We start from the raw sequence: 21078 nt of genomic DNA, 5'->3' as shown, positions 1-21078 counted from the left end.
AACCTGATCCTGCCGTAGATCGACGGTTCCTACACCACCCCGCGGGACACGACCCAGACAAGTTCTCGCCGGGAAATTGCTGTAGTCACGCACTCTCACCCCCTGGTTCGAAAGCGACGCTACGTAATTTTACTTATTCGAGTATTAACCTTCGCAAATCGCAGACGAACAACAATCAATTGCATTACCTTTGATTTGAGAATTACAGATATTTAATTCTGATCGGGCACTTCATCACCCCAACCGAAGGCGCCCCAACCGACCACCCACGTCAGTTCGCCGCAGCATGGCAGGATGGCTGTCGCACCCTTGTGGAAAACCCCCGCCACCGCGCCGGTTTCGCTTGGGTTTGCCCCCCTCAGACCCTATATGCTCGCCATGGCCAGCAATCCCGAAAACAAGAACCAGAACTCCTACGGCGCCGATTCGATCAAGGTCCTCAAGGGCCTCGACGCGGTGCGCAAGCGCCCCGGCATGTATATCGGCGATACCGATGACGGCTCGGGCCTGCACCACATGGTGTTCGAGGTTTCGGACAATGCCATCGACGAGGCGCTCGCCGGGCACTGCGACCTGGTCCTGATCGAACTTAACCCCGACGGCTCCGTTTCAGTGGAAGACAACGGGCGCGGCATCCCCACCGGCATCCATGCCGAGGAAGGCGTGTCCGCCGCCGAAGTCATCATGACCCAGCTTCACGCGGGCGGTAAGTTCGAGAACACCTCGGACGACAACGCCTACAAGGTGTCGGGTGGTCTCCACGGCGTCGGCGTCTCGGTGGTGAACGCTTTGTCGGAATGGCTGGAACTCACCATCTGGCGCGACGGTCAGGAGCACTGGATGAAGTTCGCGCACGGCGATGCCGTGGCGCCGCTCATCGTCAAGGGCCCCGCCCCCAAGGCCGAGCAGAACCCGGACGACGACGGCTTCAAGAAGGGCACCCGCGTAACCTTCCTCGCCTCGACCGACACGTTCAAGAACGTCACCGAGTTCGACTTCGACAAGCTGGAGCACCGCTACCGTGAACTGGCGTTCCTCAATTCGGGCGTGCGCATCAAGCTGCGCGACAAGCGCCACGAGGAGATCAAGGAGCACGACCTGTTCTACGAAGGCGGCATCGCAGCCTTCGTGAAGTACCTCGACCGCAACAAGACCGCGCTGCTGGCAGAGCCCATCGCGATCTCGTCCGAGCGCGATGGCATCGGCATCGATGTCGCGCTGGAGTGGAACGATTCTTATTACGAGAACGTCCTGTGCTTCACCAACAACATCCCGCAGCGCGACGGCGGCACCCACCTCGCCGCGTTCCGCGCGGCGCTGACCCGCACGCTGAACAACTATTCCGAGAAGTCGGGCCTGCTCAAGAAGGAGAAGGTCTCGCTGACGGGCGACGACATGCGCGAGGGTCTGACCGCGATCGTCTCGGTCAAGCTGCCCGATCCCAAGTTCTCGTCGCAGACCAAGGACAAGCTGGTCTCCTCCGAAGTGCGCCAGCCGCTGGAAAGCCTGATGGCGGACCGCATGAACGACTGGCTGGAGGAGAACCCCGCCCACGCCAAGTCGATCGTGCAGAAGATCATCGACGCCGCCGCCGCCCGCGAAGCCGCCAAGCGCGCCCGCGAACTGACCCGCCGCAAGGGCGCGATGGACATCGCCTCGCTACCCGGCAAGCTGGCCGACTGCCAGGAGCGCGATCCGTCGCTCTGCGAACTGTTCCTGGTCGAGGGCGATTCGGCAGGCGGCTCCGCCAAGCAGGGCCGTGACCGCAAGACTCAGGCGATCCTTCCGCTTAAGGGCAAGATTCTCAACGTCGAGCGCGCGCGGTTCGACCGCATCATCTCGTCCAAGGAAGTCGGCACGCTGATCCAGGCGATGGGCACCGGCATTCGCGACGACTTCACGCTCGACAAGCTGCGCTACCACAAGATCGTCATCATGACCGACGCAGACGTCGACGGTGCGCATATCCGCACCCTGCTGCTGACGTTCTTCCATCGCCAGATGCCCGACATCATCCGCGCCGGGCACCTCTTCATCGCCCAGCCGCCGCTCTACAAGGTGTCGAAGGGTCGCTCGGAAGTCTACCTTAAGGACGGTGCCCACCTCGACCGCTATCTGGTCGAGGCCGGCCTCAACGGCCGTGTGCTCGAAACCTCGGGCGGCGCGCGTCTCGGGCCTGACCTCGAAGCGCTGGTCGAGCATGCGATCCGCATGCGCAACCTGATGGCCTTCGTGCCGCGCCGCTACGACCCCGTCATCATCGAGGCACTGGGCCTCGCCGGCGTGTTCGAGCCCGACCTGTCGACCGAGGCCCGCAGCGCCGCCCTCACCCGCACCGCGGCATGGCTCGATCGCGGCGACACCGAAGCCCGCTGGTCGGCCCGCTTGTCCGAAGACGGCACCGTCGAGGTCGAACGCCTGTGGCGCGGCGTCACCGATCACCACAAGATCGAAGGCAGCTTCCTCTCCAGCGCCGAGGCCCGCAAGCTCGCCCGCCTCGCCGCCGAGAACGCCGAAGTCTACGCCGGCACCGCACGGCTGGTGCGCGCCAGCGCAGCCGAGGCGGAGCCGGAGGCGACGGTGGATGCAGACGGCGAGGAAGAACCTGTCGTCGCTGCCCGTCCGACCCAGGGCGCGGATATCATCACCCGCCCCAGCCAGCTCCTCGCACTGGTGCTGGCCGCCGGTCGCAAGGGCCTGTCGATCGCCCGCTACAAGGGTCTGGGCGAAATGAACGCGGAACAGCTCTGGGAAACCACGCTGGACCCGGAAAACCGCGTGCTGCTGCAGGTCAAGGTCGAGGACGCCGACGTGACGGACGAGATCTTCACCCGCCTGATGGGCGACATCGTCGAACCGCGCCGCGACTTCATCCAGGAAAACGCGCTCAACGTCGCCAACCTCGACGTCTGACCCGCGCGGCGGCTCTGATAATCTGCAAGGGCGGGAGCGCACTGGATGCACTTCCGCCCTTTTGCGTGGGCGCTCTTGTCTTGCGCGCTTGCTGAGGCATCATGCTGCAACCGCACAGCTGGAGCCGCCCATGCCCGACACGCCTCCCCGTTCGCTTGACGACGACCTGAAGCACGAGCTCGTCACTCGCGGCTACGACCGGCGCAGCTTCGGACGGATCGCCGCGCTGCTGGGCGGCGGGATCGCGGCGGCACAGGCCATGCCAGGCTTTGGGCCTGCCTTCGCGCAAGTGCCCAAGGCGGCTGCAGGAACCGTGCGCATCGGCGCCAACGAGTGCTGGACCGGCCCCTTCCCCGCCGGGGTGCAGGCGGCGATGAAGGCGGTCACGCAAGGCAACCGCTACGAGCCCGACGGCGAGATCCAGAAACTGCGCGACACTGTCGCCATGGTCGAACGGGTGCCTGCAGATCGCGTCATCGCCTGGCCGGGATCGAGCGATCCGCTCGCCCGCATTGCCGTCACGTTTGCGTCCCCTACGCGCGGGATCGTCACCGCCGATCCGACCTTCGAGCCGATCTGGCAGGTCGGCGAATGGCTGGGGGCCAAGGTCTCGAAAGTGCCGCTGGCGCCGAGCAACGCCCACGACGTGCGCGCGATGCTGGCTGCCGATCCGAACGCCGGGCTCTATTACATCTGCACCCCCAACAACCCCACCGGCACGCTGACGCCGCTTGCCGACATAGAGTGGCTGCTCGCGGCCAAGCCCAGAGACGCGGTGGTCCTGGTAGACGAAGCCTACCTCCACTTCGCCGGAGCGCCCAGTGCGATGCTGCTTGCCGCGACGCGCAGCGACGTGATCGTGATGCGCTCCTTCTCCAAGCTGTTCGGCATGGCGGGCATGCGCCTCGGCCTGACGGCGGCCGACCCCGCGCTGCACAAGCGGATGATGCGCTACGACGGTGATCTGGTGACGATGATGCTGCCGATCACGGCCGTCGCCTGCGGCACCGCCTCGCTGACGCAGACGGACGAGATCGCCGCACGGCGGGGCCAGATGGAAGCCGCGCGCGAGGAAACCCTGGCACATGTCGCGAAACGCGGCCTGAAAGTGCTGCCCGGCAGCCGCGCCAACATGTTCCTGCTCGAATGGAAGGACCGTTCGCCCAAACAGATGAGCGAGGCGTTTCTGACGCAAGGCGTGCAGATCGGCCGCTCGTGGAGCGCCTATCCGCAAATGTCGCGGATCACCGTGGGTTCGGCCGAGGACATGGCGAAGTTCCGGCTGGCGCTCGACCGCATCCTGACGGCCTGACCTACCCCGGATTGCGGGCCGTGACGATCCACGCGGCGCCGTCGATCAGGACCGATCGCTCGCCCGGTCGCGCTGCGAAGGCGGCGCGCACGGCCTCGGCGCAGCGCGCCTTCACGCCCTCATCCTGATCGGCCAGCGCCCGGGACAACGGGCCGACCGCGAAGGCCATGCCCAGCGCGTCGTCGTTCGCGGCCTCGCGAGTGACGCCCTCGCCGAAGGGTATCTGCGCATCGAACGGCGCAAGGGCGATGTCGGCGAAACCCGCCTCGGCCAGCAGGCGCTCCACCCGGAGCGGATCGCTGAAAGAGAACGGCCCCGGCGCTTCCGGATCCGGGGCGCCCTGCGGCGGCAGGATACCCCGGATCGCCCCCATCGGCAGGCGCACCCAGTCGTTTTCGGCCGCCCCGCGCCAGCATACGAACACCAGCCGCCCACCGGGTTTGAGCGCCCCCCGCATGTGCCCGAAGGCGGCGGCGGGATCGCCGAAGAACATTACCCCGAAGCGCGAAAACAGCAGGTCGTAGGCCTGCGCGGCAAGCTCGGCCGTGGCGGCGTCGGCCAGTGCGAAATCGACGGCGCCATGGCCCGGTTGGCGGGCGCGCTCGAGGAGTTGGGGCGATATGTCGAGACCGAGCACCCGGCCCTCGGCGCCCACCCGGTCGGCCAGCACGAAGCTGGACGCCCCGGCGCCGCAGCCGACGTCGAGCACATGCTCGCCCGGGAGCGGGTCGGCAGCGGCGATCGCGGCTTCACCGAAGGCCGCCAGCATCGCATCAAGGCGGCGCTGGTTGCTCACCCAGTTGTCGCCGCTTTTGCCGACCCAGTCGCTGACCTGATAAACCGCCGGTTTCGTCATGATCACTCCTAGTTGCGAATTATTATCAACTAGGAGCGCCCGGTGCGGAGTGCAACCCACCCGCCCCGTCATTGAGAGCGCAGCGAAGCAATGAGGAAATGGCAGGCGCTTACGCCTGCAGCAGTTCCGGCAGTTTGCCCGACATGCCCCGCGCCTCGTCCATGAAGAAGCGCTTGAGCAGCGGGGTGCGCTGCACCGCGCCCATGCCGAGGCGGCGCACGGCGCTGGCGGTACGGCCGGGAATGCCGAACAGGCGGGTGAGGCCATCCGTCGCCGCCATCACCATCAGGCTGTCGAGACTGCGCCACTTTTCATAGCGCGCCAGCAACTGCGCATCACCCGGCTCGAGGCCGAGGCGCATGCCCTCGACCAGCACTTCCACCAGCGCGCCGACATCGCGCAGGCCGAGGTTCAGGCCCTGCCCGGCGATCGGGTGCATGCCGTGAGCGGCATCGCCGATCACCGCAAGGCGTTCCTCGACCACGCGCCCGGCGTGGTGGAAGCGCAAGGGATAGCTCATGCGCGGGGCCGAGAGTTCGATCTTGCCGAAGATGCCGTGCATGCGCTCGAACACTTCGTTCACGAACATCGCATCGGGCATGGCGATGACGCCCGCCGCATCCTTTTCCGCCACGGTCCAGACCAGCGCGCTGCGGTGGCGGCCCTGTTCGTCGTCGAGCAGCGGCAGCAGCGCGAACGGCCCCGCCGGATAGAAGATTTCCCAGGCGGTGCCGTCATGCGGCTTTTCATGGAACAGCCCGGTCACGAAGGCGCGGTGGTGGTATTCCCACTTCGCCAGCGCGAAACCGGCCTCGTCGCGCGTCGGCGACTGGCGCCCTTCCGCCGCGACCAGCAGCGAGCCCCGGATCACCCGTCCGTCAGAGAGTTCCACCTCAACGCCGTGGGCGCCGCGATCCTTGCGCACGGCCTCGGTGCGTACGTGCCAGGCGATGTTCGGTTCGCCGCGCGCCGCATCGAACAGGGCGATGCGCAAGTCGCGGTTGGCGAACATGCGGCCCAGAGAACCTTCCTCGGCCTTGGGCGTGAAGTCGATGCGGCCGGGCTTCATGCCGTCGGTCACCGCGATCGAGGCGATCGGGCAGCCCAGCTTCTCCAGCGCCGGCGCGAGGCCGATGTTGGTGAACAGGTTCCAGCTCGCGGTCGAGATCGCCGAGGCGCGGCCGTCCGCGCCTTCGGCCACCAGATCCGCCGGGTCGGCGCGGTCCACCACATGGGCGGTGATGCCCGCCCGGGCGGCGGCAAGCGCCAGCGTCATGCCGACGAGACCGCCGCCCAGGATGATAAGATCGCGCCTTTCGGGCGCCGTGCCAGTCGTATTCGAGTCGCTCATCGCGAGCAGCTATCGGCCTCCCCGGCGTAGATGTCGAGGCACCTTCCGTCCCATGTGCCCGCCGGTTCGCTCAGGCCCACGAGCGCGGCGAGGGTCGGTGCGATGTCCACGGTCTCGACCGGCTGGGGCTGCTCCATCGAGGTCAGGCCCTTGCGCCAGAACAGCATCGGCACGCGGCGGTCGTAGTCCCACGGGCTGCCGTGCGTGGAGGCGCTGCCGGGACGCGGAGCCACGCCGGGAACGACCGCGCGCTTCGTCATCATCAGCACGTCGCCCGAGCGGCCCGGCACGAACGAGGCGGCGACGCGCTCGATCAGGGTCCAGTCCTGCGGGTGACCGGCGGGGACTTTCACCTTCGCCAGTTCGTCGGCGGTATAGGCGCCCGCGATCTGCGGATTGGCCTTGAGCTGCGTCATGAGCGTGGCGATGACCTTCTTGCGCTGCGCCGCCGTCAGGCCCGCATTCAGCCAGACGTCGCCCGAGCTGCCCGCGCCATAAAGCAGCGGCCCGTCCTTGGGGATGATGCCGGTCGCCTTGGAGACCGAGGCCGACAGGCCTTTCTCGGTCAGCGAGGGGTCGAGGCGGCTGGCCTCGGGCACGCCCTGCAACTTGAGGCGCTCGGGCGCGTCGATGCCCCCATGGTCGGCGCTGAGCACCACCGCATAGTCGATCTCGCGCGCGTCGAGCGCGGCGAGCAGGCGGCCGATGGTCGCGTCCAGAACGTTCTGCTGGATGCACATCTCGACGCCCTCGGTGCCGAAGGCGTGGCCGACCTTGTCGTTGGCCGAATAGCTGACCGAGAGCACGTCGGGCACGTCGTCCTTGCCCAGCGGCATCTCATCGAGCAGGCGGATCGCCATGTCGGTGGTCACGTCGTCTACGCGCGGGCCATTGAGGTAGGACTTGTAGTCGCCCGCCTTGTTGGCGAAGCGGAAGGTGCCGATCGAGAAGCTGCCGAGGTTGACCGCGTGGTCGTAAGGCGCGCACCAGCCCGGTACGGGAAGGTCGCCGTCGCCCGCCTCGACGGCTTTGGCGATGGCGGCGTTTTCGGCCACGGCGGCGGCGGAGGGCTTGCGGTCGTCATAGGTGACGAAGCCCTTGCCCTTGATCCAGTAGGCGGCGTCAGAGGTATGGCCGCTCATCATCACCACCGCACGGTCCTTGGCGGAGACGGCGACGTTGAGGGTGGCGGGGTTCTTCGCCTTGAGCAGGTCGCCCAGCGTCGGGGCCTTGAGGTGCATCGGGCTGATGACCGAATCCTGCGAATTGCTGGCGGGGTTGGTCTCGTCCTCCGAACAGTAGACCTCCTTGTCCTCGCGGCCGATGCCCGGGACGTACCAGCTGTTGGCAAGGATGCCGGTGCGATTGGGGTGCACGCCGGTCAGCAGGGTGGAGTGGCCGGGGCAGGTCTCGGTCGCGGCGTGCGACTGGAAGCCCGAGGGGAACACCGCGCCCTTAAGCAGTCTGTTGAGACCCTTGGAATAGCGCTCGCGATATTGCTGGAATAGGTCCGACGAATACTGGTCGACCGAGATCGCGACGATCAGCTTCGGGGGTGCCTGGGGAGCAGCCTTCGCCGCCGGGGCCGGAGCGGCCTCCTGCGCGAAGACGGGAGCGGAAGCGCCGAGCGCAAGAGCGACAACGAGCGAGGAGAGCGGGAGGCGCATCGGGGGAGGTTCCTTGAAAAGTCCGAGCGTTGGATGCAGATGCTGCGATGACGCGATCGTCGATCAGGCGCAAGACTCGCCTAACCTCACGGAGCACCATGCAAAAGCGCCGCTACCGACTGCCTGTGACAGTTCTGTGTCATCTCATGGTGCTGTTGAGTGCCGTTGTGTCCCTTTGTGTGCCCGCTCATGCAGCGTCCTCGCAAGCCCCCACGCATATCGCGGCGGAATTGCTCGCGGGGCCGGTGAAGGACGGCAAGACCACCCTCGCCATTCGCATGACGCCCGAAGCGGGATGGCATGGATACTGGCTCAATCCGGGCGATGCGGGTCTTGGGATGCAGTTGTCGTGGGACCTGCCTGAGGGCGTGAAAACGGGGCAGCCGCGCTATCCGGTGCCGCAGACGCTGGTGGTTCAGGGCCTGATGAACCACGTCTACGAAAGCGAGTACGCGGTGCTGGTGCCGGTCACCGTTCCTGCCGAAAAAGGGCGGATTCCGGTGCGCGTGAAGGCTCAGTGGCTGGCCTGCACCGAGCAGATCTGCGTCCCCGAACGCGCCGAACTCGCGGCCGAGATCGTGCCCGGTGCGCCGCATGATCCGCGCTTCGACACATGGACCCAGCGCCTGCCCGCGCCGCTCGATGCTCCGGCCACTTTTTCGTTGAATGACAAGACGTTGCGCCTTGCCATCCCGCTCCCGGCGTCGGTGCCGCTGCAGGCCCCACACCTCTTCGTCGGCCAGGACAAACTGATCGACTATGCTGCTCCGCAAGCTTTCGCACGCAAGGGCGACATGCTGCTGGTAACGATCCCCCGCGCCCGCTTCGCCCCGCAGAATGCCGCAGGATTCGACGCCGTCCTGCGCCTCGACGCCGCAGGCAACGGCATCGCCCTCACCGCAAAACCCGGCCCGGTGCCGAGCGGCGGCACCATGCTGGTCGGAAGCGAAGCGCCCAAGCTCCCCGCCCTGCCTTGGTTGCTGCTGGCGGCTCTGGCGGGCGGACTGCTGCTCAACGTGATGCCCTGCGTCTTCCCGATCCTTTCGCTCAAAGCCCTCAGCCTCGCCCGCGCGGGCGAAAGCGAGGCCCATGCGCGGATCGAGGGACTGGCTTACGCGGCGGGCGTGATCCTCGCCTGCCTCGGCCTCGGCGCAGCGCTGCTGGCGCTGCGGGCTGGCGGCGAGCAGGTCGGCTGGGCCTTCCAGTTGCAGGAGCCGGTCGTCGTCGTCGCGCTCTTCGCGCTGGCGGTCGCGATCACCGCCAACCTGCTGGGTCTGTTCGAGTTTTCCGTTCCGGGCTTCGCCTCGGCAGGCTCTCCGCAGGGAGCCTTCGCGACCGGCCTGCTCGCCGCGTTCGTCGCGACGCCCTGCACCGGCCCGTTCATGGCGAGCGCCATGGGCGCGGCGCTGCTGCTGCCGGTCGTGCCCGCAATGGCGCTGTTCGCGACGCTCGGTCTCGGCATCGCGCTGCCGTTCCTCGCCGTCGCCTTCGTGCCCGCCCTGCGCGCACGCCTGCCCCGGCCGGGCCGATGGATGGTGACGTTCCGGCGGGTCATGGCCGTGCCGATGGGTTTGACTGCGCTGGCGCTGGCGTGGCTGATCTGGCGCCTCGGCGGCTCGGCCTCGCTCGCCTATGTCGCCGCGCTGGCCGCGCTGGTGCTGGCGCTGCTAGGCCTCGTCGGACGCGCGCAGCGAGGCGGAAAGCGCGCGCTCATGCCCGCTTTCGCGACGCTGGCGGTACTGGCGGTCGGCGTGCTGACGATGCCCGAGCCGCGCCCGCAGGCGCAAGAGGAAGCCTCGATCATCAAGGCCAGACCCTTCTCGCCCGAGGCGCTGGCGAGGGCACGCGCGAGCGGCAAGCCGGTCTTCGTGTGGATGACCGCCGACTGGTGCCTCACCTGCAAGGTCAACGAAGCCGCCGCGATCGAGCGCGAGGACACCCGCGCCGCCTTCGAAAAGGCCGGGGTCGTGGTGCTGCGCGGCGACTGGACCCGGCGCGATCCGGCGATCACCCGCTACCTCACCGAACAGGGCGCGGCGGGGGTTCCCCTTTACGTCTGGTATGGCCGCGACGGGCACGCCGAAACACTGCCTCAGGTGCTTACGCCCGCGCTGCTGGAGGAAAAGGCAAGATGACGTCGTCCCGGACTTGATCCGGGACCGCTGGCAGTGAACAGCCCACATAGCTTCAGGGCGCCCGGCGCGGCAGCGCCCACCTAAAGATAGCCACCGGTCCCGGATCAAGTCCGGGACGACGGTGTGCCATCACGCTTACTTCTTCGGCAGGTTCGCCGCGATCTCCGGCACTTTCTCAAGCTGTGTACGCACGCTCTCCAGCGGTCCGACAATCACAACGCTCAGCTTGTCCACCGGCAGCTCCCGCTTCGCGGCGGTCTGGAAATCCGCCGCCGTGAGCGCGCTCGCCCGGCCGACGTAGCCGTTGAGGTAGTCCACCCCCAGCCCCTGCACGTCGAGGTTCGCCAGCGATCCCGCCAGCCCATCGCGCGAGGACAGGCCCAGCACGAACGTCCCGTTCATGTAGTTGCGGATGCCCTGCACTTCGCCCGGCGTCGGCAGGGTGTCCTGCATGCGCCGGATCTCCTTGTAGATCTCGGTGATCGCAGGCCCGGTCGATTCGGCGGTGATGTCCGCATCCTCCACCCAGAACGCGCCCTGCACCCGCTGCGAGAGCGAGGCGCTTGGCGAATAGGTGTAACCCTTGTCCTCGCGGATGTTGCGGGTGATGCGCGAGGAGAAATAACCGCCCAGCAGCGTGTTGGTGGCGCGGAAATCCATGTCGTATCCGGGCTTGGCAACCCGCTTGCCGATCCACACGGTCGACTGCGGCGCGCCGGGGCGGTCGATCAGCACGACCCTGGGCGCGGGCTCGGCGGGCACGGGCAATGCAGTGGGCGCAGCGCCCGCCGCCCAGCCACCGAACGCCTTCTCGACCGCCGCGCGCACCGTCGCCGGATCGAAGCGGCCGACGATGTAGAGGTGCGTTCGCGCGGCGCCGAAGTTGGCGGCATGGAACGCCTTGATCTGCTCCAGCGTGTAGCCCGACAGCTGCTGCGGCGTCGGGAAGGTGCGGCCATAGGGATGCTCAGGGTACAGCGCCGCCGAAAAGGCCTCGGACGCGATCGAGCCGGGGGTGGACTTCGCGACCATCAGGTTGCGCAGCATGTCAGCGCGGACCTTCTCCAGCTCCTCGGCCTTGAAGTCGGGGCGCTGGAGCAGGTCGGCGACGAGGGCGACGGCTTCGGGAGTCGATTCGCCCAGCACGTCGATCATCGCCGAACTGGAATCGAGCCCGGTGGACAGCGCCAGCGAACCGCCCATCCCGGCAGCCGCTTCGGCCAGCTGCGAGGCGTCGCGGCCCCCTGCGCCCTTCTGCATCAGGGCGCCGGTGAGGTCGGCGAGCCAGACGTTCTGGCCGTCGTCGATGTTGCCGGTGCGTACGCTGGCGACGATCGTGACCTTGGGCACGTTGCCGTGCTGGGCCATCGTCACCTTCATGCCGTTGGCGAGCGTGAACTCGGTCAGCGGCGGCAGAGCGAAGGGTTTGGGCGCGGCCGGGGCGGGCGGCGCTTCCTTTGCCAAAGCAGGAGCGGCGGTCAGCGCCAGCGCGGCGGTGCAGAGGAGAAGATTCCGGATCATGATGCCCTCCCTCACTTCGCGGCCGCCGGAGCCGCGGCGACGGCGCCGGGCTTCAGGCTGATCACGGTACGGTTGGTCGAACGCAGGTATTCACGCGCGGTCTTGCGGATCAGTTCGGGCGTGACCTTCTCGATCTCCGCCTCCATCCGGTTGATCCGCCCCGGATCGTCGTCGAACAGCGCGAAGCTGGCGAGCAGGTTGACCAGCCCGAAGCGGTAGCCATCGCCCACGGTATCGTAGATTTCGGATCGCGCCTTGGTCTTGGCACGGGCAAGCTCGGCCGGAGTGACGAGGGTGTCCTGCAGGTCCTTCACCACCGCGTCGATGTCGGCGAGGATGGCGTCGTCGGTCACTTCCGGCCCGTGGATCAGGAATGCCGACCACAGCATCGGGCCATTGTAGTCGTAGGCGCTGCCGAGCGGCCAGTTGATCCCGCCCGAGACGTTGCCCGAATAGCCCTTCTGGTTGACCAGCACCCGCGTCAGCCGGCTGTCCGCGCCCTGGATCAGCATCAGGTCGATCAGCCGCATCGCTGCCCACTCGGGCGTGTTCTTGGGCGGGACGTGATAGGCCCATGCCAGCGCCGGTTGCGGCGCGAGCGGGTCGGTCTTTTCGGAGCGCTTCTCCGCCGTCTGGCGCGGCTCGGAGATGTCGGGGAACTTGAGCGCGCCCGAGGCCGGGATCGGCCCGAAATACTTCTCGGTCCAGGCCATGACCTGCTTCGGATCGACGTCGCCCGCGACGACCAGCACGGCGTTGTTGGGCGCGTAGTAATCCTTGAAGAACTGCTGCACGTCGGTCAGCGTCGCTGCGTCGATCTCCTTGAGATCGCCGTAGAAATTATGCGCGTTGTACCAGTTGGTGTTGGCCAGCTGCGGCAGGTCCAACCACGGGAAGCCGCCATAGGGCTGGTTGATGACGTTGACCTTGACCTCGTTCTTCACCACGCCCTGCTGGTTGGTGAGGTTGTCCTGCGTGATGTCGAGGCCCTTCATGCGGTCCGCCTCGGCCCACAGGAAGGTCTCGGTCGTGTTGCTGGGGATCGCCTCGTAATAGTTCGTGAAGTCGAACCGGGTCGAGCCGTTGAGTACGCCGCCGTTGGCGTTGACGAGGCCGATGAATTCCGCCTTGCCGAGGTTCTTCGAGCCCTGGAACATCATGTGCTCGAACAGGTGCGCGAAGCCGGTGCGGTCCTTGGGCTCGATGCGAAAACCGATACCGTAATAGACGCCGACGGTGGCAGTGGGCACCGAATGGTCTGGTGAGATCACCACTTTCAGGCCGTTGGCGAGCTTGTGGTACTCGACCGGCACTTGTGTCTTTGCGGGCGCCGGGGCTGCGGCGACCTTGGGAGCCGCCAGCACGGGCGAGGCGGAAAGCGGCGCCAGCGAGGCGGCGGCTAGCAGAACGGCGCGACGAACGGTGCCGAATCTCATGGCGATGGTGCTCCCGGATGTGTCCCTGTTGATGCGCCCCGGCAGGCAAGCCCGTGGCGCAACCGCTTGAGCGTGCCAGACTATCCGCAAGCGGCCGGTTTGCAATCGACAAGCGACATTGCCCCATCGACGAACGGCTTGCCCTCTCCCCTCGTCATTGCGAGCGCAGTGAAGCAAGACGACCCCTGGGGGGAAGCGCACTCGCTCAGCTGAACAGCCAGTGCCCTAGCAGCCGGTCGAACGGGAAGGTGAAGAAGCCCGCAATCAGCAGCGCGCCGATGATCAGCCCGCGCACCGTGCGGCGATGGCGCGTCACGTTGCCCTTGCGGGCGGCGAGCACCAGAACCGGCACCATGACGATGGTGAAGACCGAGAGGATATGGATCAGGCTGAAATGGCCAGGCTTGGTCGTCACCAACAGGCTGTCGACGGCGGTGAGGAACATCGCCGCCGCCCAGGCATAGCCGAGCGCACGGTGGCCGGGCGTGCCCCGCCGCTTCCACAGCAGCACCGGCGTCAGCGCCAGCGCCACGACGATCGTGAACAAGTGCAGCCAAATGACGCCGGGGATGTTCGCCCACTCCGCCATGCCCTTGAGCACCGCGACCACGACGAACCCCAGCATGACGAGCGCCAGTGCCCCGAGCAGCTTCTCAAGCCGATCGGGGACGATGGACCTGGCAACGCTGGCCATCAGAAGCCTGCGCCACCGGGCCAGCCGTGTGCGGCCAGCCCCATGACCTTGAACAATTGCCCCATCTGCCCCTCGTCGATCAGCCGATCCTTGTCGGAGTTTATGGCAGAAGATTGTTGCGGTGCAACAGCGCAAAGTTGCGCGGCGCGCGTTTCGATGCCGAGCGCGCGCAGGAACGCCCCTTGCGTCACCGTGCCGAGATGGCGCGCTCCGCCCGCGACGGCGACTTCGGCCATCGTGGCGAAATCGACGAGGCAGGTCAGGTCCGCTTCGCCCGGAAGCGCGAAGGGATCGACCTTCTTATGCGCGCGGATCGCCTGCAAGGTCGAGCCGGTGCGCTTTTCGGCGTAGCCATAGTCGATCAGCAGCGCCGCCCCGCCCTGCCCCTGAAGGCGGCGGGCGATCTCGTCGACCACGGCGGCCGCGCCGGGGCACGTCTCGATCAGAGTCTGCTCGGGCGCTTCGAGCCATACCTGGGGGACGGCGGCGTCCATCGGGCGGTCGCCGGCGACCGGCACGAAGCGGTGGCCTTCGAGGCCAACCATGCGTTCGCGCCAGCCTGCCGCTGTCTTCACCATCTGGCGCACCGGGAGGGTGTCGAGGAACTCGTTGCCGACCAGCAGCAGCGGTGCGTCGGTGGGCAGGCTGTCCATGTCGTCGTGCCACCGGGCATCGGGCACTGTCTTGCGCTGCTCGGCGCGCAGGGCTTCCGAGCCCTCGACAAGATGAACCTCAGGGCTCAGTCCCTGCTTGCGCATGACCCGCAGCGCATCGCGCGCCAGAGTGCCGCGACCGGGGCCAAGTTCGACGTAGTGCACCGTTTCCGGCGAACCCGCGCGCATCCAGATGTCGGTCAGCCACAGGCCGATCAGTTCGCCGAACATCTGGCTGATCTCGGGCGCGGTGACGAAATCGCCCGCGCCGCCCAGCGGATCCTTGCCCGAGTAATAGCGGGCGTTCGATTCGCCCATGTACTGCTGGAGCGAAATCGGCCCGTAATTGGCGATCAGCCGCCGGAAGACGGCTGCCAGAGAGTCTTCGCCCCCGGCTTCGTCGCTCATCAGGTTATCTCGATCGGTCGCCGGGTCGACAGTTCGGGCTTGGTCAGCGCGCGGGCGATCAGGAACAGGCCGAGCAGGATCAGCGGGATCGTCAGCCACTGGCCCATCGACAGGCCGGTGACTTGCGCGAAGCGCTGCAGCTGGGCGTCAGGCTCGCGGAAGAACTCGACGATGAACCGGGCTGAGGCGATGCCGGTGGTGAAGACGCCGACCAGCAGGCCGGGCCGGAAGCGCGCGCGCGTCTTCCAGTAGAGCGTGAGCATGACGACGATCATCAGCAGGCCCTCGAGCCCGGCTTCGTAAAGCTGGCTGGGGTGGCGCGGCAGCGGCCCGGCGTCGGGGAAGACCATCGCCCAGGGCAGCGGCCCGGAGACGACGCGGCCCCACAGTTCGCCGTTCACGAAGTTGGCGAGGCGGCCGAACAGCATGCCGAAGGGCACGCAGACCGACACGAAGTCCGCCACCCGGATCAGGCTCAGCTGGTTGCGCCACGAAACCCAGGCCATCGCCAGGATCACGCCGATGAGGCCCCCATGGAAGCTCATGCCGCCGTGCCACAGCTTCACCAGCTCGGCCGGATGCAGCCACAGGCTCGGGATATCGGAACTGCCGCCGGTGTAGAACGTGGCATAGCCGAGGCGTCCGCCAAGGATGATGCCGACGGTGCAGTAGAAGAACAGGTCGTCGGCATGGCGCTGCGCCAGCGGGGCGCCGGGCTCGCGGATCATCCTCGACAAGTGCCAATAGCCCAGCACGATGCCTGCCAGATAGGCCAGCGAATACCAGCGCAGCTCGAAACTACCGATGCGGAACAGGTAGTTCTTGAGGCCGAGGTTGACCCAGTAGATGGGCTCTGGCGCCTGGGCGGCGGCGGCAAGCAGTGTCAGGGACAAGTGGACGACCTCGTATGCTTCATCGGGCGGCCTTCTGGCATAGCCCGCTGCCCGATGGTAGCCGAGTTTTCATTTTCACGCGGTATGGATGGGGCTTCGACAAGTTGCGCTGCGACCCTTCGACAAGCTCAGGGTGAGCGGGGTTAGCGGTGAACCTCTCCATTCCGCTCAGGCTGAGCTTGTCGAAGTCTGCTCGGGCACAAAAGTCCGGAACGACGAATACTTCCCCAATTCCAAGGCAGTCTCTAAGTCAGGTCGCATGAGCAGCGTGATCCGAATCCCCTCCCCGCGTTCCGTGATCGACCGGCGCGAACTTGTGCAGACGATCGAGAAGCTGGTGGATGCCTACGGCGCCGCCAAGGGACGGCGTTATATCGTCGAAACGCTGCGCACCGCGCTGGCCGACGGACGCGCGGAAATCGCCCGCCGCCTCGACGCCAAGCCCTCGGCCGGGCACGAGGTCGCCGAGGCGCAGGCGTTCCTGACCGACCAGCTGATCCGCGTGATCCACGATCACATCGTCACCAACGTCTACCCGGCCGGAAACCGCTCCAAGGGCGAGCGGCTGACGATCATGGCGGTGGGCGGCTATGGCCGCGGCGAGATGGCCCCCCATTCCGACGTGGACATCGCGTTCCTCACCCCGATCAAGCAGACGCCGTGGTGCGAGCAGGTGATCGAGGCGATGCTCTATTTCCTGTGGGATCTGTCGCTCAAGATCGGCCATTCCAGCCGCTCGCTCGACGACATGGTGCGCATGTCGAAGTCGGACCTGACGATCCGCACCGCGATGCTGGAAGGCCGCTACGTCTGGGGCGATCAGGACTTGTACGAGGAGGCCCGCGCCCGCTTCTTCAAGGACGTCGTCTCCGGCACCGAACGCCAGTTCGTGGTGGAAAAGCTGGCCGAGCGCGAGGAACGCCACAAGCGCATGGGCGACAGCCGCTACGTCGTCGAGCCCAACGTCAAGGAGGGCAAGGGCTCCTTGCGGGACCTTCACGCGCTCTACTGGATCGGCAAGTACATCCACAAGGTCCGCTCCCCCGCCGAACTGGTCGACGTGGGGCTGCTGACGGCCAAGGAATACCGCAGTTTCCGCCGCGCCGAGAATTTCTTCTGGGCGGTGCGCTGCCACCTTCACACCATCACCCGCCGCGCGGAAGACCGCCTGACCTTCGATCTCCAGCGCGAGGTGGCGGCGCGCATGAACTTCTCCGACCGGCCCGGCAAGAGCGCGGTCGAACGGTTCATGCAGATGTTCTTCCTGCAGGCCAAGGTCGTCGGCAGCCTGACCGGCGTGTTCCTCGCGCAGCTCGACGAGCAGTTCGCCAAGCGCCAGCCGCGCGGGCTGCTGGCGGGTTTTCGCGCCCGCGAACGGCTGCTCAAGGGCTACAAGGTGTTCGGCGGCCGTCTGCGCGCGCCCTCGGACGACTGGTTCGAGAGCGATCCGGTCCGGATGATCGAGATCTTCGTCCTCGCCGAGCGCGAAGGCCTGGAAATCCACCCCGAAACACTGCGCCTGATCTCGCGCGATGCCGCGCTGATCAAGGACGACGTGCGGCACGACAAGCGCGCCAACGAGCTGTTCATGGAACTGCTCACCAGCCGCCGGAACCCCGAAGTCGCGCTGCGCAGTTTCAACGAGGCGGGGGTGTTCGGCCGCTTCGTCACCGAATTCGGCCGCGTCAACGCGCAGATGCAGTTCGACATGTACCACCACTACACGGTGGACGAGCACACCATCCGCGCCATCGGCCTCGTCTCGCGCATCGAGAAGGGCGAGCTGAAGGACGACCATCCCCTCGCGCATGAAGTGATCCACAAGGTCCGCTCGCGACGGGCGCTCTACGTCTCGGTGCTGCTCCACGATATCGCCAAGGGCCGCAAGGGCGACCACTCGGTGCTGGGCGCAGAGATCGCGCTCAAGCTGTGTCCGCGCTTCGGGCTGGACGAGGAGGAGACCGAGCTGGTCTCCTGGCTGGTGCGCCATCACCTGCTGCTCTCCGCCACCGCGATGAAGCGCGATCTGTCGGACGGCAAGACCATCGCCGACTTCGTCGAGGTCGTGCAGTCGGTCGATCGCCTGCGCCAGCTGACGGTGCTCACCATCGTCGACATCCGCGCGGTTGGGCCGGGCACCTGGAATTCGTGGAAACGCCAGCTGATCGCCACGCTCTACGGCGCAGCCGAGGAACGCCTGCGTCTGGGCCATGCCGAATTCGGCCGTCCCAAGCGGGTCGAGGCCAAGAAGGCCGCGGTCGAGGCGATGGGGGGCGCCTATGCCGCACTGGTCGAGAAGGTCGGCGCGATCCTCGGCGACGCCTACTGGATCGCCGAGCCCGAAGACGTCATCGCCCGCAACCTCATCCAGCTCGATGCTTCGGACGACGAACCGCTATCGATCTCGACCGAATATTACCCGGCCCGCGGGGCGACGCTGGTGACCGTGATCGCCTCGGACCACCCCGGCCTGTTCTACCGCATCGCCGGGGGCATCCATCTGGCGGGCGGCAACATCATCGACGCGCGCATCCACACCACCCGCACCGGCCGCGCGGTCGACAACTTCCTTGTGCAGGACCCGCTGGGCCGCCCGTTCATGGAGTACGGGCAGCTGCGCCGCCTCGAACTCACCATCGAGAACGCGCTCGCCAATCGCATCAAGATCCTGCCGCAGCTGGTCGCCAAGCCTGACGCGCGCCCGCGCGCCGACGCCTTCGACGTGCGCCCGCGCGTCGTGTTCGACAACAAGGCGTCGAACCGCTTCACCGTGGTCGAGATCAACGCGCGCGACCGCCCGGCGCTGCTCAACCGGCTGGCGCATGCGCTGTTCGAATCCAAGCTGATGGTCCACTCGGCCCATATCGCGACATATGGCGAACGGGCGGCGGACACCTTCTACGTGACGGACCTGCTGGGCGAGAAGATCACCGCCGCTCCGCGCATAAAGGCGATCGAGCGGCGACTGCTGGAGGCCACCAGCGAGCCGAGCCTGGAGGAAGCGGTGGCGTGAGGAGAAGATCCCACCCCCAGCCCTTCCCGCAAGCGGGCGGGGAGAACAACGACACGCTACCCCTCCCGCTTGCGGGAGGGGCGCGAGACTTGGGCCACAGGCCCTAGTCGCAGCAGGGTTGGGCGCTTTCGCAACCTCTCGCAAATGCACATTGAAAGAAACCGCACACTGCCCCACATGTTGCACCGCAACAGGTTCCTCTCAGACAGGACGGCGCCGTGAACGCACCTGACCCCGATCCCCAATCCGTACTCGTGCTGCAGGGCGGCGGAGCCCTCGGCGCTTATCAGGCGGGCGTTTACGAAGCGCTGGCGACACGTGATATCGCTCCCGACTGGGTCGCGGGCATATCCATCGGCGCGATCAACGCCGCCCTGATCGCCGGAAACGCCCCTCGGGACCGCATCCCCGCACTCAAGAAGTTCTGGCATGGCATCTCGCGCGAACTGCAGTACCGCCTCGACGAACCGATCGGCTTCGCCCGCCGCGCCTTCAACGAGGCTTCGGCGCAATATGCCGCCACGATGGGCCTGCCCGGCTTCTTCACCCCGCGCTGGCCGATGCCTTTGCCCGAGTGGCCGAACCATCTTTCGCGCCTGAGCTATTACGACACCGCGCCGCTGCGCCAGACGCTCCTCGACCTCGTCGATTTCGAACGCCTCAACAGTGCGGAAACCCGCTTCAGCGTCGGCGCCGTCAACATGCTCAAGGGCAACTTCGCCTACTTCGACAATACCGAGCGCACCATCGGCCCCGAGCACATCATGGCGAGCGGCGCCCTGCCCCCGGGCTTCCCGCCGGTGGAAATCGACGGCGAATGGTACTGGGACGGCGGCCTCGTCTCCAACACGCCGCTGCAATACGTGCTCGACAACCGTTCGATGCAGGAGATGAACGTCTACCAGGTGGACCTGTTCTCCTCGCGCGGGATCATCCCGACCTCGATGGCCGACATCGCCCAGCGCGAGAAGGACATCCGCTTTTCCAGCCGCACCCGGCTCAATACCGACACCTCGAAAGCCCTCCAGAAACTGCGCGCCGCCGCCAAGCGCCTCGCCCGCAGACTGCCCGAGGAATTCCAGGACGACCCCGATCTCGCCCGCCTGCTCGACTGCCGCCCGGCAGGCGCGGTCGCGGTGATGCACCTCATCAACCGCGCGCACGGTTACGAGACGAACTCCAAGGACTACGAGTTTTCGCGCCTGACCATCGACGAGCACTGGCATTGCGGCCATGTCGACGCCGAGCATTCGCTGCGCCATCCGGACTGGGTGAACCGCGACATCGACCCCGATGAAATCGTGACTTTCGACCTTGCCGGAGACCGTGCGGGCGGCCGCCTGAAACATCCCCTCGCCTCGAATTCTTCAAATGGAGCAGCAGCATGAAGCTCAAGGACAAGGTCTGCATCGTCACCGGCGCCGCCAGCGGCATCGGCAAGGCCATCGCCGACATCTACGCCGGCGAAGGCGGCAGGGTGGTGATCGCCGACCTCAACCTCGAAGCGGCGCAGAAGGCCGCAGACGACATCGTCGCCAGCGGCGGGCAGGCCATGGCCGTGGCGATGGACGTCACCAGCGAGGAGCAGGTGAACGACGGCGTCGCCAAAGTCGTCGCGGCCTGGGGCACGGTGGACGTGCTGGTCTCCAACGCCGGCATCCAGATCGTCAACCCGGTGGAGAACTACGCCTATTCCGACTGGAAGAAGATGCTGGCGATCCACCTCGACGGTGCGTTCCTCACCTCGAAGGCGGTGCTGCCGCACATGTACGCGCAAGGGTCGGGCTCGGTGATCTTCATGGGTTCGGTGCACTCCAAGGAGGCGAGCCCGCTCAAGAGCGCCTATGTCACCGCCAAGCACGGTCTGCTGGGCCTCTCCCGCGTGATCGCCAAGGAAGGCGGCAAGAAGGGCGTGCGCACCAACGTGATCTGCCCCGGCTTCGTGCGCACCCCGCTGGTGGACAAGCAGATCCCCGAGCAGGCCAAGGAACTGGGTATTTCCGAGGACGAAGTCGTCGCCCGCGTGATGCTGGGCGGCACCGTCGACAGCGAGTTCACCACCGTGGACGATATCGCGCAGGTGGCGCTGTTCTTTGCCGGCTTCCCGACCAACGCGCTGACCGGCCAGTCGCTGGTGGCGAGCCACGGCTGGTTCATGGAGTAAGAGGAAGCGCGCCGCGCAGCTTTCTCATCCCCTTGCTCTCTGTCATCCCCGCGAAGGCGGCG

14 protein-coding genes are annotated in these 21078 nt (G+C 66.7%); 6 read left to right on the top strand and 8 right to left on the bottom strand.

What is annotated here, in order from left to right:
- The first annotated feature begins 378 nt into the window (after window positions 1-378).
- On the top strand, window positions 379-2913 hold the full coding sequence (gene gyrB, locus PKE80_RS03535; RefSeq protein ID WP_271181304.1) for a DNA topoisomerase (ATP-hydrolyzing) subunit B: 2535 nt from the start codon (window positions 379-381) through the stop codon (window positions 2911-2913).
- A gap of 130 nt (window positions 2914-3043) precedes the next feature.
- Window positions 3044-4225 (top strand): pyridoxal phosphate-dependent aminotransferase, encoded by a 1182-nt coding sequence (locus PKE80_RS03530; RefSeq protein ID WP_271181303.1) that lies wholly within the window; start codon window positions 3044-3046, stop codon window positions 4223-4225.
- A 1-nt stretch (window position 4226) separates the two neighbouring features.
- Here PKE80_RS03530 and PKE80_RS03525 read toward each other — a convergent pair whose 3' ends face one another.
- The 3 genes from PKE80_RS03525 to PKE80_RS03515 form a co-directional block, all read right to left on the bottom strand.
- Entirely contained in the window at window positions 4227-5081 is an 855-nt protein-coding gene (locus PKE80_RS03525) for a class I SAM-dependent methyltransferase (protein ID WP_271181302.1), read from the bottom strand.
- A gap of 109 nt (window positions 5082-5190) precedes the next feature.
- A complete protein-coding gene (locus tag PKE80_RS03520) occupies window positions 5191-6432 on the bottom strand; it encodes an FAD-dependent monooxygenase (protein WP_271181301.1) in 1242 nt (413 codons plus the stop codon).
- The gene (locus PKE80_RS03515; protein ID WP_271181300.1) at window positions 6429-8099 is read right to left on the bottom strand and encodes an alkaline phosphatase family protein; all 1671 of its coding nucleotides are present in this window, start codon (window positions 8097-8099) and stop codon (window positions 6429-6431) included. The genes PKE80_RS03520 and PKE80_RS03515 overlap by 4 nt, the downstream gene beginning before the upstream one ends.
- 98 nt (window positions 8100-8197) lie before the next feature.
- Here PKE80_RS03515 and PKE80_RS03510 point away from each other — a divergent pair, with 98 nt between their 5' ends.
- A complete protein-coding gene (locus PKE80_RS03510; protein ID WP_271181299.1) occupies window positions 8198-10234 on the top strand; it encodes a protein-disulfide reductase DsbD family protein in 2037 nt (678 codons plus the stop codon).
- A gap of 135 nt (window positions 10235-10369) precedes the next feature.
- Here PKE80_RS03510 and PKE80_RS03505 read toward each other — a convergent pair whose 3' ends face one another.
- The 5 genes from PKE80_RS03505 to lgt form a co-directional block, all read right to left on the bottom strand.
- Window positions 10370-11755, bottom strand: coding sequence for a M16 family metallopeptidase (locus PKE80_RS03505; protein WP_271181298.1), 1386 nt, complete (start codon window positions 11753-11755; stop codon window positions 10370-10372).
- Between the two features lie 11 nt (window positions 11756-11766).
- Window positions 11767-13191, bottom strand: coding sequence for a M16 family metallopeptidase (locus PKE80_RS03500; protein ID WP_271181297.1), 1425 nt, complete (start codon window positions 13189-13191; stop codon window positions 11767-11769).
- A gap of 205 nt (window positions 13192-13396) precedes the next feature.
- Window positions 13397-13885, bottom strand: coding sequence for a DUF2306 domain-containing protein (locus tag PKE80_RS03495; RefSeq protein ID WP_271181296.1), 489 nt, complete (start codon window positions 13883-13885; stop codon window positions 13397-13399).
- Complete coding sequence (locus PKE80_RS03490; protein WP_271181295.1) at window positions 13885-14946, bottom strand: class I SAM-dependent methyltransferase; 1062 nt, start codon at window positions 14944-14946, stop codon at window positions 13885-13887. Before PKE80_RS03490 ends, PKE80_RS03495 begins: the two co-directional genes overlap by 1 nt.
- Window positions 14946-15839 (bottom strand): prolipoprotein diacylglyceryl transferase, encoded by an 894-nt coding sequence (gene lgt / locus PKE80_RS03485; RefSeq protein ID WP_271181294.1) that lies wholly within the window; start codon window positions 15837-15839, stop codon window positions 14946-14948. The genes PKE80_RS03490 and lgt overlap by 1 nt, the downstream gene beginning before the upstream one ends.
- Before the next feature lie 259 nt (window positions 15840-16098).
- Between lgt and PKE80_RS03480 the strand changes: the two genes are divergently transcribed.
- From PKE80_RS03480 to PKE80_RS03470, 3 genes are all read left to right on the top strand, one after another.
- Window positions 16099-18852 (top strand): [protein-PII] uridylyltransferase, encoded by a 2754-nt coding sequence (locus PKE80_RS03480; RefSeq protein ID WP_271181293.1) that lies wholly within the window; start codon window positions 16099-16101, stop codon window positions 18850-18852.
- Between the two features lie 218 nt (window positions 18853-19070).
- Window positions 19071-20240 carry a DUF3734 domain-containing protein gene (locus PKE80_RS03475; protein WP_271181292.1) on the top strand — a complete coding sequence of 390 codons (1170 nt, stop codon included), beginning with the start codon at window positions 19071-19073 and terminating at the stop codon, window positions 20238-20240.
- The gene (locus tag PKE80_RS03470) at window positions 20237-21016 is read left to right on the top strand and encodes a 3-hydroxybutyrate dehydrogenase (RefSeq protein WP_271181291.1); all 780 of its coding nucleotides are present in this window, start codon (window positions 20237-20239) and stop codon (window positions 21014-21016) included. Before PKE80_RS03475 ends, PKE80_RS03470 begins: the two co-directional genes overlap by 4 nt.
- Window positions 21017-21078: the final 62 nt, after the last annotated feature.

This window comes from Novosphingobium resinovorum (assembly GCF_027922145.1).
In the GTDB taxonomy this organism is placed as follows: Bacteria; Pseudomonadota; Alphaproteobacteria; order Sphingomonadales; family Sphingomonadaceae; genus Novosphingobium; species Novosphingobium resinovorum.
Note: the sequence above shows the minus strand (reverse complement) of the source record. Positions and strands in the feature narration are given on the sequence as shown.